Annotated in this window: 13 protein-coding genes; 8 read left to right on the top strand and 5 right to left on the bottom strand. The window is 71.9% G+C overall.

What is annotated here, in order from left to right; all coding sequences use genetic code 11:
• Window positions 1-85: 85 nt before the first annotated feature.
• Entirely contained in the window at window positions 86-544 is a 459-nt protein-coding gene (locus tag SSP08S_RS58295; RefSeq protein ID WP_019070889.1) for a TetR/AcrR family transcriptional regulator, read from the bottom strand.
• A 529-nt stretch (window positions 545-1,073) separates the two neighbouring features.
• Between SSP08S_RS58295 and SSP08S_RS27665 the strand changes: the two genes are divergently transcribed.
• The 4 genes from SSP08S_RS27665 to SSP08S_RS27680 all read left to right on the top strand — a co-directional run bounded on the left by SSP08S_RS27665 (window position 1,074) and on the right by SSP08S_RS27680 (window position 5,672).
• Window positions 1,074-1,955 carry a phosphotransferase gene (locus tag SSP08S_RS27665; protein WP_019070890.1) on the top strand — a complete coding sequence of 294 codons (882 nt, stop codon included), beginning with the start codon at window positions 1,074-1,076 and terminating at the stop codon, window positions 1,953-1,955.
• A gap of 50 nt (window positions 1,956-2,005) precedes the next feature.
• Entirely contained in the window at window positions 2,006-3,901 is a 1,896-nt protein-coding gene (locus tag SSP08S_RS27670; protein ID WP_051105999.1) for an ATP-binding cassette domain-containing protein, read from the top strand.
• Window positions 3,902-4,003: 102 nt separating this feature from the next.
• Complete coding sequence (locus SSP08S_RS27675) at window positions 4,004-4,684, top strand: HEAT repeat domain-containing protein (RefSeq protein WP_019070892.1); 681 nt, start codon at window positions 4,004-4,006, stop codon at window positions 4,682-4,684.
• On the top strand, window positions 4,671-5,672 hold the full coding sequence (locus tag SSP08S_RS27680; protein ID WP_019070893.1) for a MerR family transcriptional regulator: 1,002 nt from the start codon (window positions 4,671-4,673) through the stop codon (window positions 5,670-5,672). The genes SSP08S_RS27675 and SSP08S_RS27680 overlap by 14 nt, the downstream gene beginning before the upstream one ends.
• Window positions 5,673-5,678: 6 nt before the next feature.
• Here the strand turns inward: SSP08S_RS27680 and SSP08S_RS27685 are convergent, their stop codons facing one another.
• Together SSP08S_RS27685 and SSP08S_RS27690 are read right to left on the bottom strand one after the other, a co-directional pair.
• Entirely contained in the window at window positions 5,679-6,383 is a 705-nt protein-coding gene (locus tag SSP08S_RS27685) for a response regulator (protein WP_019070894.1), read from the bottom strand.
• Window positions 6,380-7,651, bottom strand: coding sequence for a sensor histidine kinase (locus SSP08S_RS27690; protein ID WP_019070895.1), 1,272 nt, complete (start codon window positions 7,649-7,651; stop codon window positions 6,380-6,382). The genes SSP08S_RS27685 and SSP08S_RS27690 overlap by 4 nt, the downstream gene beginning before the upstream one ends.
• A 208-nt stretch (window positions 7,652-7,859) precedes the next feature.
• On the opposite strand from SSP08S_RS27690, the gene SSP08S_RS27695 reads away from it, so the two are divergent.
• The 4 genes from SSP08S_RS27695 (at window position 7,860) to SSP08S_RS27710 (ending at window position 13,256) form a co-directional block, all read left to right on the top strand.
• A complete protein-coding gene (locus SSP08S_RS27695; RefSeq protein ID WP_019070896.1) occupies window positions 7,860-8,603 on the top strand; it encodes an ABC transporter ATP-binding protein in 744 nt (247 codons plus the stop codon).
• Window positions 8,600-11,452, top strand: coding sequence for an ABC transporter permease (locus SSP08S_RS63635; RefSeq protein ID WP_019070897.1), 2,853 nt, complete (start codon window positions 8,600-8,602; stop codon window positions 11,450-11,452). The genes SSP08S_RS27695 and SSP08S_RS63635 overlap by 4 nt, the downstream gene beginning before the upstream one ends.
• An 85-nt stretch (window positions 11,453-11,537) precedes the next feature.
• On the top strand, window positions 11,538-11,897 hold the full coding sequence (locus tag SSP08S_RS27705; protein WP_019070898.1) for a DUF779 domain-containing protein: 360 nt from the start codon (window positions 11,538-11,540) through the stop codon (window positions 11,895-11,897).
• A gap of 207 nt (window positions 11,898-12,104) precedes the next feature.
• Window positions 12,105-13,256, top strand: a complete 1,152-nt coding sequence (locus SSP08S_RS27710) for a phosphodiester glycosidase family protein (protein WP_019070899.1) — start codon at window positions 12,105-12,107, stop codon at window positions 13,254-13,256.
• A 20-nt stretch (window positions 13,257-13,276) separates the two neighbouring features.
• Here SSP08S_RS27710 and SSP08S_RS27715 read toward each other — a convergent pair whose 3' ends face one another.
• Both SSP08S_RS27715 and SSP08S_RS27720 read right to left on the bottom strand, forming a co-directional pair.
• Window positions 13,277-13,471 (bottom strand): hypothetical protein, encoded by a 195-nt coding sequence (locus SSP08S_RS27715; protein ID WP_019070900.1) that lies wholly within the window; start codon window positions 13,469-13,471, stop codon window positions 13,277-13,279.
• Window positions 13,472-13,581: 110 nt separating this feature from the next.
• Complete coding sequence (locus SSP08S_RS27720; protein ID WP_019070901.1) at window positions 13,582-14,445, bottom strand: phosphatidylinositol-specific phospholipase C/glycerophosphodiester phosphodiesterase family protein; 864 nt, start codon at window positions 14,443-14,445, stop codon at window positions 13,582-13,584.
• Window positions 14,446-14,470: the final 25 nt, after the last annotated feature.

Genomic DNA, 14,470 nt, shown 5'->3' on the forward strand with positions numbered 1-14,470 from the left:
TCTCGCTCGCGCCGTAGATACGCGAGGCATGCTAATACGGGTATCGCCATACGCACCAGGTTGCGAGCAACGCAACTTGCAAGGTCTAGATTTCCGGATTGTTACCGGTGGTGGAGTGTCTCGGGGCCGGGGACGGGCAGCACTCGGGGGCCCCGGGCATCGAGGCGCGCGGCAGGTGGGGCAGGGCTACGGGGCGAGCGGGTGCACCGCACCCATGGCCCGGTCGAGAAGCTGCGGCAGCGGAACCGCCGGTCCGGCGGACCACCTCGGGGCGCAGCAGGTCCCGCATCTGCAGATAGCGCTCCTGACAACGGCTGCGCACCGAGGGCGACGGAACGATCACCCAGGCTGTCTCGAGTGCGGCGCCGCTGTCCTTGTCCTGCCGAACGGCGGGCTCCAGGGCGTGCCGCAGCGCCGTCCAGATCGGTTCGTCGTCCGGCCGCCGCTCAAGGGCGTCCTGCGCGTGCCGGGCGTGGTCCTCCGTCATGACGAGGAGGACGTCTTCCTTGGTGGGGAAGTAGCGGACGAGCGTCGCCCGGGACATCCCGCGCGACTTGATACAGCCCTCCGGCTGAAGCCGCTGCCGAGCGATCTCAAGCCGCTGGTCACAAATGGGAGTCCATCGAGTCTTCGAGTCGACGGAAAGGTGGGGCGGCGATTCGGCCACGCCCGGTACCCCCGTGCGCCCCGCAATTCGGGGGTGGCCGACCCAGGCGCCCCGTAACCACGCGGCGAGGAAGCGACTCAAACACGCGTGTTCGAAACCAGCGGCGGGCTCGTTGTCCCGGTCATCATCAGTCGTCCCCAATCCGGCCTGTACGCAGCCCTGTTGGTGACGCATGCCGGTGGTCGCCGTGCGCACCGCCGCCGGTCCATGCCCGTTCACCCACCCGACCGACCGCTGGAGGAACCATGAACCCCAACCCCAACCCCGTCGTCTGCGCCCATCCCGTCCCCGGACGGCCCGAGGCGACTCGGGCGGCTGCCGGTCCCCGTACGACATTCGGTGCCGGTGTCAGTGCCGCCGTGTCGCCCGTCGCGGATACGTCACGTCCGACACCGAGGTGGGGGGCATGACCGACCCGAACTCCCTTGCGGCGCCGCTCCGTTCGTGGGCCGAGAAGACCCTGGGCCCGGTCACCGCCGTACGCCGTCTCCCGCCCGGCTCGTCAACCGCGGCCGTATGGCAGGTGGTCCGCGGGTCGGACAACGCCCGTTTCCACCTCAAGACCGCGCCGTCGCCGGGGGCCTTCACCCGGGAGACGTTCGCCTACCGGCACGCCGCGCCCGCTCTCGGTCCCGGCAACGCGCCGCGCCTGGTGGCGACTTCGGCCCGGCACCTGGCCATGATCCTGACCGCTCTGCCCGGCGCACCGCTGTCGCAGGCGCGGCTGTCGGAGACCGCGCTGCTGACGGTCCACTGGCGGGCCGGGATGCTCGTCGCCGAACTGCACCAGGCCGGACGCCCCACTCCCACCGCGCGCCGTGAGGCATCCGCGTTCCTGTCCCGTCTCGCCGACGCGGCCGCACGCCATGCCGACGCGGCCGGCAACCAACTATCCCCAGCGGAACGGCAGTTCGTCACCGCGCTCGCCGACCGTCTGCGTGTCCTGGACCGGTTGCCCCTGGGCTTCGTCCACGGAGGCGGCATCGAGTCCGCCCTCCGCTGGTCACGTGCCGCGCGGCCGGCCCTCCAGGACTTCGACCGGGCACGTTTCGCCCCGGTCGTCGTCGACTTCGTCCACCTCGACTGCGGGCTGTGGGCCGAACGGCCGCTGCTGCGCGCCGCGTTCTTCGACGGCTACGGCCGCGCGCTGGGCGCCGAGGAGCAGCAGGCCCTGCGCTGTCTGACGGGTCTGCACGCGGTGCGGTCACTGGCGGAAGGTTCGACGTGCGGGGACCGGGCGACGGCCCGGACGGCATTGGACCGGCTCAAGAGCGAGGTGGGCGTGTGAGGCCCGACCTGAACGCCGTCCCGTCCGGCCGAGGCACGGGCGGGGCCCGGGTGAGCGCCGCGTCGCGGCGGGCGGCGCCCGTTGGGGCGGGGCGGGTCGCTCCACCTCCGCCCGCCGAGCTGCGTTACGGCGGCAAGTACAGCAAGAACCCGCTGGAGGAGGCCGCGTTCGCGGCGATGGTACGGCGGCTGCCGTCGGTGCTGTCGCGGACCGCGCGGACGGCCTGGGCGATCGACCGGCGGGCCGTACTGCTGCTGGCCGCCTGCCAGTTGGCGGTCGGCGCCGGTGCCGCGGTCCAGTTGACGGCCACCGCGCACGCGATGCGGGCGGTCTTCGGCACCGGCCCGGTGCCCGACCGCCTCCACCAGGCGCTGCCCGCCCTCCTCGTCATCACCGTGGCCGCGGTCATCAGCAGGACGGCGACCGCGCTGTCGTCGTACGCCGACGGGCGGATCACACCGGTGCTGACCACGGAGGCGGACAGCTCCCTAGTGGCGGCGGTGTGCCGGATCGAGGCCGCCGCGCGCGCCGAGGACGGGTGCGCGGACCGGCAGGAGGCCGCGGAGATGGGCGTGGTCCGCAGCCACGTCATGGTCCAGGACGCCACCCGTCTCACCGCCGCCGTCATCCGGATGGTCACCGCGAGCGGGGTGCTGACGGTGCTGCACCCACTGCTGCTGCCCCTGCTGCTGCTCGCCGTGGTCCCCGCCGGAGTCGGTGCCGTGCTGCACGCCCGGGTCACCTACGAGACGCACTACGCGAACGTCGGCGACCGCAACGTCCGCCAGAACCTTCGGGGTTGGGCCACCAGCGCGAAGTTCACCGACGAGATCCGCGCCAACACCATGACCGGCTATCTCAACTTCTGGTACCGGACGATCTCCGAACGCATCGACGCCCGCACCCTGACCGCCGCTCCCCGGATGCTGAGGATCGTGCTGTCCAGCTCGGCGATCGGCGGGATCTTCCTCGTCGCGACCTGGGCGGCGCTCGCGTGGCTGGTGAGCACCGGGAGGATCGAGCCGGCCATCGCCGGGACCGCGGTCGTCGCCGTGCAGACCACCCTCGGCGCGCTCTCCCAGGTCGTCATCTACGGCGCGGCCATGTTCCACACCTCGCTCTACCTCGCCGACATGGACTCCTTCCTCGACTACGCCGACCAACACGCGCCCGAACGCGGCGAGTTGACGGTGACAGGGCCGGTCACGGAGATCAGGGTGGAGGAGGCCGCGTACCGGTATCCGGGCAAGGAGACCCCGGCCGTCGCCGGAGTGTCACTGACCGTGCGCCGGGGCGAGATCCTCGCCCTGGTCGGCGAGAACGGATCCGGGAAGTCCACCCTGGTCCGACTGCTCGCCGGCATCTTCCTGGCGGACAAGGGCACGGTCTCCTGGAACGGCGAGGACGTCACCCGCCTCGACCCCGACAGCCTGTGGGTCCGCTCCGGGCTTGTGCCTCAGTCCTTCGCGCAGTGGCCGCTGTCGGTACGCGACAACGTCACCCTCGGCCAGCCCCGCGAGGACGGCGACGCCCTGGTCCGGGAGGCGATCGACGCCGTCGGCCTGACCGAGGCCGTCCACCAACTCCCTGCCGGACTCGACACGTTGCTGGCCCGGGACGTCTGGGGCGGCAGCGAATTCTCCGGCGGCCAGTGGCAGCGTCTGGCCTGCGCACGCGCCCTCTACCGCAGGGCCGGACTGCTGATCCTGGACGAGCCGACCTCGGAGATGGACGCCCGCGGCGAACACACCATCCTCCGCAAGATCAAGGCGCTCTCCGGCGACTGCATCACGATCGTGGTGACCCACCAGCTCGTCAACACCAAGATCGCCGACCGAATCCTCGTCATGGACCACGGCCGCATCACCGAACAGGGCCCCTACGACCAACTCGCCGCCGGAGGAGGCTTGTTCGCCGACCTCCTGGCCCTGTCGACCGATCGCTGACCCTCCTTGCCACCGTGGCCGCGGTCCGACATCGAGGAGCGGAGGCCGTTTGACCTTGACACGGTGGCAAGGTCTTCACTGCTGCCCAAGGAGGTGGTCCCCATGACCATGACGAGACAGAAGGCGGATGCGCTCCAGGCGCTGGAGGACGCGAGTTCGTCCGTGCGGTTGCGGGCGGCTCTGGCGGTCGGAACGGCGCCTGACTCGCGCTTCGTCGGCAAGCTCGTCGAGCGGTGCGCGGTCGAGCCCGAGTTCTTCGTCCGGGACATGCTGACCTGGGCGCTCACCCGTCACCCGGTGTCCCTGACACTCCCCGCGCTGTTCCGCGAAGTGCGCTCGGAGCGTCCGCAGGCGCGCAGTCAGGCGCTGCACACGCTGTCCAAGATCGGGGACCGACAGGCGTGGCCGGCGATCACCCAGGAGCTGCTCTCCGACGCCGACGACGAGGTGGCGAGGAGCGCCTGGCGGGCCGCGGTCGTGCTGGTGCCGGGCGGCGAGGAGTCCGCGTTGGCCACCGTGCTGGCGACGCAACTCGGGCGCGGTGAGCGGGAGACACAGCTGAGTCTGAGCCAGGCGCTCGTCGCACTGGGCGAAGCGATCGTGCCGGCTCTGGACGCTGCGACGACGGTCTCCGACCCGCGTGCACGTGCGCACGCGCTCGCGACACAAGGGCTGTTGCGCGACCCGGACGCCGGGTTCGAGTCGGCGATCGAGGAGGCCAAGCGCGTCGTGGCCCTCACCGGGGCGCCCAGGACGGACGATGAGAACCGTGCTGATCGGTGAGGTGTCGAGACGGTCCGGGGTCAGTGCCCGCATGCTCCGGCACTACGAGTCCCTCGGCCTGGTGCGGCCTTCGGGTCGTACGGGATCCGGCTATCGGGAGTACTCTGCGGCGGACATCCGGCGGATCTTCCACATCGAGAGCCTACGGTCGCTGGGCCTGTCGCTGCGTGAGATCGGGCGCGCGCTCGACGACCCCGGTTTCACGCCCTCGGCGCTCGTCGGCGACCTCGTCCGGCAGACACGCGACCGCATCGCGGCCGAGACCGAGCTGCTCACGCGGCTCGGCCGGATCCGTGCCGCGGACCCCGTCGGCTGGGAGGACGTGCTCCAGATCGTCGCGCTCCTCCAGGCACTGGGCTCGAAGAGCGCCGACGCGCGTCAGCGCGCGGTCCTCTCCTCGGGCGACGAGGTGCCGGTGGAGGCTCTGGTCGAGGCGGCACTCGGCGAGACCGAGCCGAACGTCGCGGGCGCCCTGCGCTGGGCGCTCGCACGGTCGGAGGACGGCGGCGCCCCGGCGCTGCTGGCGGAGGCCCTCGACTCGCCGGTGGCCGCGGTACGGGAACGTGCCGTTCAAGCCCTCGTCGAGCTGCCCGGCGAGGAACCCGCCGCGCGGCTGCGGGACGCCCTCGCGAACCCCGACGCCGTGGTCCGCGGGCACGCGGCTCTGGCGCTCGGTACACGTGGTGTGGCCGACGCGGTCCCCGTGCTCGTCGACATGATCGTGGAGGGAAGGAACGACACCGACGCGGCCGATGCGCTGAGCGTGCTGGCGAGCGACCCGGAAACAGCGGATCGGATCGCGGCCAGGCTCGTCGACCGCCTTGCCGACGACACCACCGAGGCGCCCGCACGCGGACGGCTGACCCAGGCACTCGCGGACATTCCGGGGCCGACGGCATCCCGTGTCCTCCTGGAACTGTCGCAGGACGGGGACCGCGCCGTCGCGCTGACCGCCACCTACCTTCTTCGGGTCCGCGACGCGCGGTGACCAGGCCTACGTCCGGCGCGTCTCCGTGCCGTCGTCACCCCTGTCGTACGACCCCGGGCTGACGAGGCCCGTCTCGTATGCGACGACAACCGCCTGGGCGCGGTCGCGGAGGGTGAGTTTGCCGAGGATGTGGGAGACGTGGGTCTTCACCGTGGCCTCGGACAGGTGGAGTCCGGTGGCCAGTTCGGCGTTGCTCAGTCCCTGGGCGAGCAGGCGCAGGACGTCCAGTTCGCGGGGCGTGAGGGCGGCCAAGTCGCGGTGCAGGGACGGCCGTTCCGAGCTGCGGCGGGCGAATCGCTCGACCAGGCGGCGGGTGATGGCGGGGGCGAGCAGCGCGTCGCCGGCCCGGACCGTGCGGACGGCGGCCACGAGGTGTTCCGGCGTGACGTCCTTGAGGAGGAAGCCGCTGGCTCCGGCGGCGAGCGCCGCGTAGACGTAGTGGTCCAGGTCGAACGTGGTGAGCATGACCACGCGTGGTGCGTCCGCTGCGCCCCCGAGGATGCGCCGGGTCGCCTCCAGGCCGTCCATGTCGGGCATGCGGATGTCCATCAGCACCACGTCGGGCCGGGTGCGCCGGACCGCCTCGACGGCTTCGGCGCCGTCGGTCGCCTCGGCTACGACTTCGATGCCGTCGGCGTCGAGGATCAGCCGGAAGCCGGTGCGTACGAGGGCCTGGTCGTCCGCGACCACGACGCGCGGTGGGCCGTTCACAGGTCCCCCAGGGGAAGCAGCGGGATCCGGGCCTGTACGCGGTAGCCGCCGAGTGGGCGCGGGCCCGTGCGCAGGGTGCCGCCGTAGACGACGAGGCGTTCGCGCAGGCCGATCAGACCGCGGCCGTTGCCGGTGGCCGCGGCGGGGCCGGGCCTGCCGCCGGTGTCGGTGACCTCGACGTGGAGTTCGTCCTCGTCGTACGACACCTGGACCCTCGCGTCGGCTCCGGCGGCGTGCTTCACGGTGTTGGTCAGGGATTCCTGGACCACGCGGTAGGCGGCCAGTTCGACTCCCGGGGACAGGGGGCGGGGGGTTCCGGTGACGGTCAGTTCGACCGGTACTCCGGCGCCGCGTATGCGGCCGACCAGTGCCTCCAGCCGGTCCAGGCCCGGTTGCGGGGCGAGAGTCTCCGGCTCCGCACCCGCGTCCGTCTCCGTGCGCAGGTCCATCGTGAGCAGGCCCATCACGTCGCGCAGCTCCCCCATGGCCGCCCGGCCGCCCGCCTCGACCGCGAGGAGGGCCTCGCGCGCCCGGTCGGGGGACTTGTCCATGATCTTGCGGGCGGCGCCTGCCTGGATGACCATCACGCTGACGTTGTGCGTGACGACGTCGTGCAACTCGCGGGCGATCCGGGCGCGTTCGTGTTCCACGGCCCGGTGGAGCTCCTCGGTCCTGGCGTTCTCCACCGCCGTCAGCCGGGTGTGGGTCTCGGCCGCCCGTAGTTTCCAGGTCCTGAGGCCGATGGCGGCCACGACGAGCGGCGCCGAGATGAAGAGGGCGACGTACTGGGTGGGCACGGTGGGTGCGACGTAGGCGTACGGGTTGGGCGGGCCCGTGGCGCCGGACCTGCTGATGAGGACGATCGTCACGGTGAGGCTCGCCAGGGTGGGCAGCCGGTGGGGGCTGTAGGCCGCCGCGCTGTAGGCGGCGATGACGCAGGAGTAGAAGGTGAGGCGGGCCACGTCGTCCGGGGTCAGTGCCATCGCGAACGTCACGATCCACAGCACGGCGAGCGGGTAGCGGCGCCGCCACGCCAGCGAGGCCGAGGCCAGGAACACGACGAGCACCAGGTCGGTCATACGGTGCCGGTGCGCCTCGTCGTAGCCGTCGCCCCACGCGTACTGCATCGCCACGAAGGTGAGGACGAGCGCCAACGCGGCGTCCACGAGCCGCTGTTGCCCCGTGGGGCGCGGCAGCAGGCCACCGGGACGCAGCAGCGCCCGGGCCGCCCGGCGCAGCCGGGCCGGTACTTCCTCTCCCACCGTCACCGGCCCATTGTCCCGGGTGACCGCACCGCCCGGAATCCCTCCCGGGGGCGGGCCGCCTACATCCGGCGGCTACATCTCAGGGATGAGTTCCCGGGCCATCGGCCCAGTGCGGTACGGCAATTACCCCTGGCGCCCGGCGCGCGAGCGGCGGTGGTGTTCCTAGCGTCGTGGCGTCCGATCCGAGCAACTCACCTTGAAGTAGGCCACCATGACGACACCGCTCATCGAACTCGTCGATGTGAGCCGCCGCTACGGCAGCGGGCCGCCCGCGCTGGAGGACGTGTCGCTGAGTGTGCGGGCCGGTGAGGCCGTCGCGGTCCTCGGCCCCTCGGGCAGCGGCAAGTCGACGCTGCTGAATCTCGTCGCCGGTCTGGACCGGCCCGACTCGGGGACGGTCACGGTGGACGGGATACGTGTCGACGGGTTGGGCGAGGCGGGGGCGGCCCGTTACCGGCGGGCGCGGATCGGGATGGTGTTCCAGTTCTTCAATCTGCTGGACGAGCTGTCGGTCGCCGACAACGTGGCCCTGCCCGCCCGGCTGACCGGCCTCGGGCGACGCGAATCTCGGAGCAGGGCGGCCGAGTTGCTGGAGTCGCTCGGCATCGCCCGTCACGCCGGGGCGTTCCCCGGCCGGTTGTCCGGCGGTGAGCGTCAACGGGTCGCGGTGGCGCGGGCGTTGATGAACCGCCCCGCTCTCCTCCTGGCCGACGAACCGACCGGCGCGCTGGACTCCGCGTCCGGGGAGGAAGTCAGCCGACTGCTGCGGGAGTTGAACGCCGACGGTCAGACGATCCTCGTGGTCACGCACGACCTGGCGCTGGCCGAGTCGTGTACCCGGCGCACCGTCCGGCTCACCGACGGCCGCGTCACGTCCGACACGAGCGCGGAGGACGGCCGGCTCGTCCCCTCCACCCCGTCCGGCACTGGCGCGGAGCCGAGGTCGGTCCGATGAGCGTGCTGGGGAAGGTGATCGGCTCGGGGGTGGCGCGGCGCCGGGTGCAGACGCTGGTGATCGGGCTGGCAACGCTGCTGGCCGTGACAGCGTCCGTGCTCGGCGGTGCGCTGCTCGTGTCGTCCGAGGCACCTTTCGAGAAGGCCTTCGAGCGGCAGCACGGGGCGCAGTTGACCGCGCAGTTCGACGCGAGCAGGGCCACGACCACCCAACTCGCCGCCTCCGCACGGGCGTCGGGGGTGACTGCGGCAGCCGGTCCGTTCCCGACCACGACCGTCACCCCGGGATTCGGCGGACACAGCGGCGCCCCGCTCTCGGTGGCGGGCCGGGCGACGTCCGGCGGCGAGATCGACAAAGTGACCGTGCTCAGGGGCCGTTGGGCCGAGAAGCCCGGCGAGATCGTCGTATCGGCGGACACCGGACCCGAGGTACGGCTCGGCCAGAAACTGGAGCTCCCGGATCTGCCCGGCAGCCCGACACTGACCGTGGTCGGTGTGGCCCGCACGGTCAGCCGTACCGCCGACGCCTGGGTACTCCCGTCGCAGATCCCCAAGTTGACGCCATCCGGCAGGGTCGGCGGCTACCAGATGCTGTACCGCTTCGCACACGCCCGCACCGCGGCCCAACTTGCCCAGGACCGCGCCGCGTTGACGGCCACGCTGCCCGCCAAGTCCCTGACCGGCGCCCAGTCCTGGCTGGGCGTGAAGAAGATCGCCACCCGGGACACGGCCCTGTTCGTACCGTTCCTGGTCGCCTTCGGGATACTGGGGCTGGTCATGTCGGTACTGATCGTGGGCAACGTGGTCGCGGGCGCGGTGACCACCGGGACCCGCCGAATCGGCGTCCTCAAGGCAGTCGGCTGCACCCCCGGCCAGGTCGTCCGGGCCTGCGCCGCCCAGGCCCTGATCCCGGCCACGGCCGGCGCGGCCCTCGGCACGGCCGCCGGCCACCTGCTCGCGACACCGATCCTCTCCGACACCGCCGACGCCTACGGCACGGCCGGCCTCGGCATCGAGGCGTGGGTCGATGTCACGGTGATCGGCGGGATGTTGGGCATCGTCACCACCACGGCGTGCGCCAGCGCCTGGCGGTCCGGCCGGTTGCGGACGGCCGACGCACTGGCCGTGGGGCGCACTCCGGTGGCGGGTCGGGGTCGGTGGGCGGCCAGGACGGCTGCCCGGCTTCCCGCGGCGGGCCGGGACCGGCGGACGGACGGGGCAGCTGCCCCGCTTCCCTCGGCGGGCCGGGACCGGCGGACGGCAGGGACAACCGCCCGACCCCGAGGGACGGGCCGGAGCTGGTGGGCGGCCAGGGCAGCAGCCCGACTTCCCGTGGTGGGCCGGGACTGGCGGGCCGCCTCGACGGCCGCCCGGCGACCAGCGGCGGGCCAAAATCGACAGACGGCGGGGACAACCGCCCGCCTCCCCCTGGCGAGCCGGCTCCAGCGGGCGGCCAGGGCAGCAGCCCGACTTCCCGTGGAGGGCCGGGACCGGCGGGCGGCCCGGACAGCCGACCGACTCTCAGCGGCGGACCGAGACCAGCGGACAGCGGGGGCGACGACCATCCGACCCCCAGCCACAGACCGAAACCAGCGGGCTGCCTCGACAACCGCCCGACCACCAGAGACGGGCCGAGGCCAATGGGCCGCCGGCGCGGCTGCCCGGCTTCCGCTGTCGCGGCCGGTCGGGCTCGGGCTGGCGCGGCCGTTCGCGCGGCCCGGCCGTGCGGTCGCGATGGTCGTGGCGGTGCTGTTCGGGGCCGTGGCCGTCACCTTCGCCACCGGGCTGTCCGCGTCGTTGGGTGAGGTGATCGCGGCCAAGAACCACAACGCGGCGGACGTCACGGTCGGCGCGTCGGTCGGAACTGCCGGGTCCGGCAAGGCAGTTCGGCGAGGGCAGCCGACGGGCGCCGCCTCCGGTCCGGTCGCGCTCTCCCCTTCGGTCGTCGCCGCGATCGCGGGCCAACCCGGCACCCGGGCCTACTACGGCAGCGCCTCCCTCGACGCGGCCGTGTCGGGGATGAGCGGACCCGTCAGCGTGACCGCGTTCGACGGTGACGCCTCCTGGGGCGGGTTCACGATGGTCGGTGGGCGGTGGTTCAGCGGGGCGGGCGAGGTCGTGGTGCCCAGCACGATTCTGAGCGCCACGGGCACGAAGGTCGGCGACAGCGTCACCATCACCGTGCGGGGCAAGCCTGTTGTGGTGCGGATCGTCGGCGAAGTGTTCGACACCGGCAACGACGGTCGCCGGGTCTTCACCGACGCCGCCACACTCAGCACCGCCGCTCCCGGCCTCAAGTCCACGGCCGAGTACGTCGATCTGAAACCGGGCACCGACACGGACGCGTATGTCACCGCGCTCAACGCCGAGTTGAAGCCTCTTGGAATGAGCGCGACGAGTGCCAAGTACGCGAACGGCAGTGGCACCGCGACCGTTCTAGACTCGCTCACCGCTCTGCTCACCGTGCTGCTGGTCTGTGTCGCCGGGCTCGGTGTGCTGGGCGGAGTGGTGCTCGACACCCACGAGCGCGTGCACGACCTGGGCATCCACAAGGCGCTCGGCATGACACCCCGCCAGACGGTCACGATGGTCGTCGCCTCGGTCGTCCTGCCCGGACTGGCCGGCGGCGCCCTCGGCGTACCGCTGGGCCTGGCCGTGCACCACGCGGTGCTCCCCGCGATGGGCCGTGCGGCGGGGCTGCGGTTGCCCGACCTCGTCGTCGACGTCTACGGCGCCGGGGACCTGGTCCTGCTCGGGCTCGCCGGAGTCGCCGTCGCCGTCCTCGGCTCCCTGCTCCCCGCCGGCTGGGCGGCACGTATCCGCACGGCGACCGCGCTCCGAGCCGAGTAGACGAGCCGAATGGGCACGCAACCTTCTCGCAACCTCGCATGTGCTGCGATGGGCCATCGCATCCGGCTTCCTCGGGACGGCAGACATGGACGACAACACCCCGCGCGTCGAACTCACCCCCGCCGCGGAGGACCTGCTGCGCCAACTGCACGCACAGCACGGCCCGCTGATGTTCCATCAGTCCGGCGGCTGCTGCGACGGCAGTGCGCCCATGTGCTACCCGGAGGGCGAGTTCCGGACCGGCGGCTCGGACGTGCTGCTCGCCGAGCTGGCGGTCGAGGGCGTGCCGGAACCCGTGACGTTCTGGATCTCGCGCAGCCAGTACGAGGTCTGGAGCCACACGCGGCTGATCGTGGACGTCGTAGCGGGTCGCGGCAGCGGTTTCTCGCTGGAAGCACCCGAGGGGGTGCGTTTTCTCACCCGTTCCCGTGTAGTCGGCGCCTAGGAGCCCCGCCGGTCATCGTCTTCTGCTGCACTTCCCCTGAGTCCTGGAGGAGTTGACGAGACATCAGGGGGCACTGTGACGCACCGTCAAGAGCGTTCCGGAGCAGCACGTTTCAGAGCTGTGCATTTAAGAGCCGAGCGTTCAAGAGCAGGCAGATCGGCACTCGCGTTTCTCACGGCATTCAGTGCGCTGGCCGGTGCGGCCCTGGTGGGGGCGGCACCGGCCGGCGCCGTGCCGGGCACCACGCGGCTCGCGCCGGGCGTCACCTACCGGCAGTTCGACATCACGGCCGCCAGGGGTGTGACCCACGCCCACGTGGTCGTGGTGGACCTGCGCAACACCCATGTGCGGGTCAACCTGCTGTACCCAGGTGCGGTGGCGGCCCGGGAGCCCGTCTCCGAGCTGGCCGACTCGGCGGGCGCCGTCGCGGGCGTCAACGGCGACTTCTTCAACATCAGCGAGACCCAGCACCCGGGTGTCGCGGCCACGGGTTCCACGGACGGACCGGCCGTCGCGAGCGGTGTCGCGCTCAAGGGGTCGGTGCCGGACGGCCAGCGCTTCGGGCCCGCGCTGCCGCCCGGCACGAACACGCGGAACGTGCTCGGCGTGGGCATCGACCGCGTGGCCCGGCTGGACAGCCTCACCCTCAAAGGGACGGTCGGTACCCCTCAGGGCCGGATGCCGCTCGGCGGGTTCAATCAGTACGCGCTGCCGGTGAACTCCATCGGTGCGTTCACCACACGGTGGGGCAGCGTCTCCCGGGTGCGTGCCACCTGTGGCACGGACACGAACCGGGCCGCCGCGTGCAGCACGGACACGTACGAAGTCACCATTCGGCACGCACGGGTCGTGTCGGCGTCCAACACTCCCGGCAGTGGTGCCATCGCCGCGGGCACGACGGTCCTCGTCGGCCGTGAGGCGGGCGCGCAGCAACTGCGGAAGCTGTCCGTCGGCGAGCGGGTGCAGGTGCTGCACCGGCTGGTGGCGTCGAGGTCCGGGGTCCCGTACCGCTTCGCCCTGGGCGGCTACCCGGTGCTGCGGGGCGGCCGGCCGCTGGCCGGCCTCGACAGCACGACCTCGGCCGTGCGCACCGCCGTGGGCATCGCGCGGAACGGCCATCGCCTGCTGCTCTTCGCGACGGACGGCGCGGTCGCGTACCGCAGGGGTCTGACGATCGCCGAAGTCGCCGCCGAGATGAAGAAGTTGGGCTCGGTCGACGCCTTCAGTCTGGACGGCGGCGGCTCGACGACGCTGGTCGCCCGCGCGCCCGGCGCGAGCGCCGTCACGGTACGGAACCACCCCAGCGGAGGCGCCGAGCGGCCCGTACCGAACGGTGTCGGGGTCTTCTCAACCCGCTGACCTCGGATGACCCGCCGACCTCATGGATGGAGTCCGCTCACCAGATCCGCGGTGGCCGTGAGGCCGCTGTGGATCGTGGGCGCCATGCTGGTACTGGCCATGAAGAACCCGAGCAGTGCGCAGACGAGCGCATGGGAGACCTTCAGCCCGCCGCTGCGCATGAAGATCACCGCAAGGATCAGGAGCAGCAGCACCACAGAGATGGAAATGGCCATCGTCACCCTCCTCCGCCACGCCGACGTGTCTGGTTCGCGGCGTTCGGCCGCAAGTGTGGCGTAGCGGAGGGTTCATCCGGGCTACCGACGTGTCCCCCGAACGTGTGGTGTCACGTCGTGCGGTGGGCGTCCAGGAAGGCTTCCAGACCGGCGAGGTCGTCGGTGTTGAGGAAGTCCACACCGGCGGCGAACAATTCCTCCCACAGCGCTTCACGGGCGGGGCCCGCCAGGTCCGGGGTGTTCCAGAACCGCACGGTCTGCCCGGCCTTGTGCGCCTGCGCCACGATGGCGCGCAGCTTCTGCCGCTCGGCGTCGGGGAAGGCGCCGTCGCCGAGCCAGGTGAAGTTGTTCTGCCAGTTGTCGCTGATGAGCGAGACGAAGGAGGCGGGCGCCGAGGTGCCGAGGTCGGTGAGCCGACCGTCGTAGAAGGCGCGGCGCACGGTCTGCGCCTCCATCGGGATACGGGCCGCGCGGTCGCCGGAGATGACGTTGGTGACCGCGCCCTGGTGGACGCGTCCGTGGGCGTAGGTGGTGAACAGGTGCTTGTAGCGCAGGAGATGACGGTCGAGTTCGCGGTACGTCGAGGAGCCCTCGGTCTTGATGTCGATCAGGAGCTGGAGCGGCTTGTGCCAACCCCGGTACACGGAACCGTGGTTGGCCTTCACGAGGGCGGAGAGCGGGTCCAGGTAGAGGGATTCGAGGGTGCGGCTCGGGTCGAGTTCGGACGCGTCGTGTCCGATGAGGAGTTGGTCGCCGACGAGGAAGATGTCGGCCTCGACGCTGCCGAACCGGTGGTCGAGGGCGTCGAAGAGGGGCCGGGGGTGCTCGTAGTCGTTGTGGGCGTGGGCGCGCCACAACGGGCGTCGGCGGTGCCCCTGTTCGGCGGCGAACGCGCTGCCGGCGGGCGGGGCGAGCACGACCGCGAGGGTGGCGCCGAACGCGGTGAGGGCTCTGCGACGGGTGATGAGGGCCATGGTGTTCCTCCCTGTGGGGCGGGTT

This window comes from Streptomyces hokutonensis (assembly GCF_000376565.1).
Lineage (GTDB): Bacteria > Actinomycetota > Actinomycetes > Streptomycetales > Streptomycetaceae > Streptomyces > Streptomyces hokutonensis.

Coding starts and splice junctions, on each gene's coding strand:
- SSP08S_RS63635 (WP_019070897.1), top strand. CDS start 8,600: ATGAGCGTGCTGGGGAAGGTGATCGGCTCGGGGGTGGCGCGGCGCCGG.
- SSP08S_RS27675 (WP_019070892.1), top strand. CDS start 4,004: ATGACCATGACGAGACAGAAGGCGGATGCGCTCCAGGCGCTGGAGGAC.
- SSP08S_RS27720 (WP_019070901.1), bottom strand. CDS start 14,445: ATGGCCCTCATCACCCGTCGCAGAGCCCTCACCGCGTTCGGCGCCACC.
- SSP08S_RS27705 (WP_019070898.1), top strand. CDS start 11,538: ATGGACGACAACACCCCGCGCGTCGAACTCACCCCCGCCGCGGAGGAC.
- SSP08S_RS27715 (WP_019070900.1), bottom strand. CDS start 13,471: ATGGCCATTTCCATCTCTGTGGTGCTGCTGCTCCTGATCCTTGCGGTG.
- SSP08S_RS27665 (WP_019070890.1), top strand. CDS start 1,074: ATGACCGACCCGAACTCCCTTGCGGCGCCGCTCCGTTCGTGGGCCGAG.
- SSP08S_RS58295 (WP_019070889.1), bottom strand. CDS start 544: ATGTCCCGGGCGACGCTCGTCCGCTACTTCCCCACCAAGGAAGACGTC.
- SSP08S_RS27695 (WP_019070896.1), top strand. CDS start 7,860: ATGACGACACCGCTCATCGAACTCGTCGATGTGAGCCGCCGCTACGGC.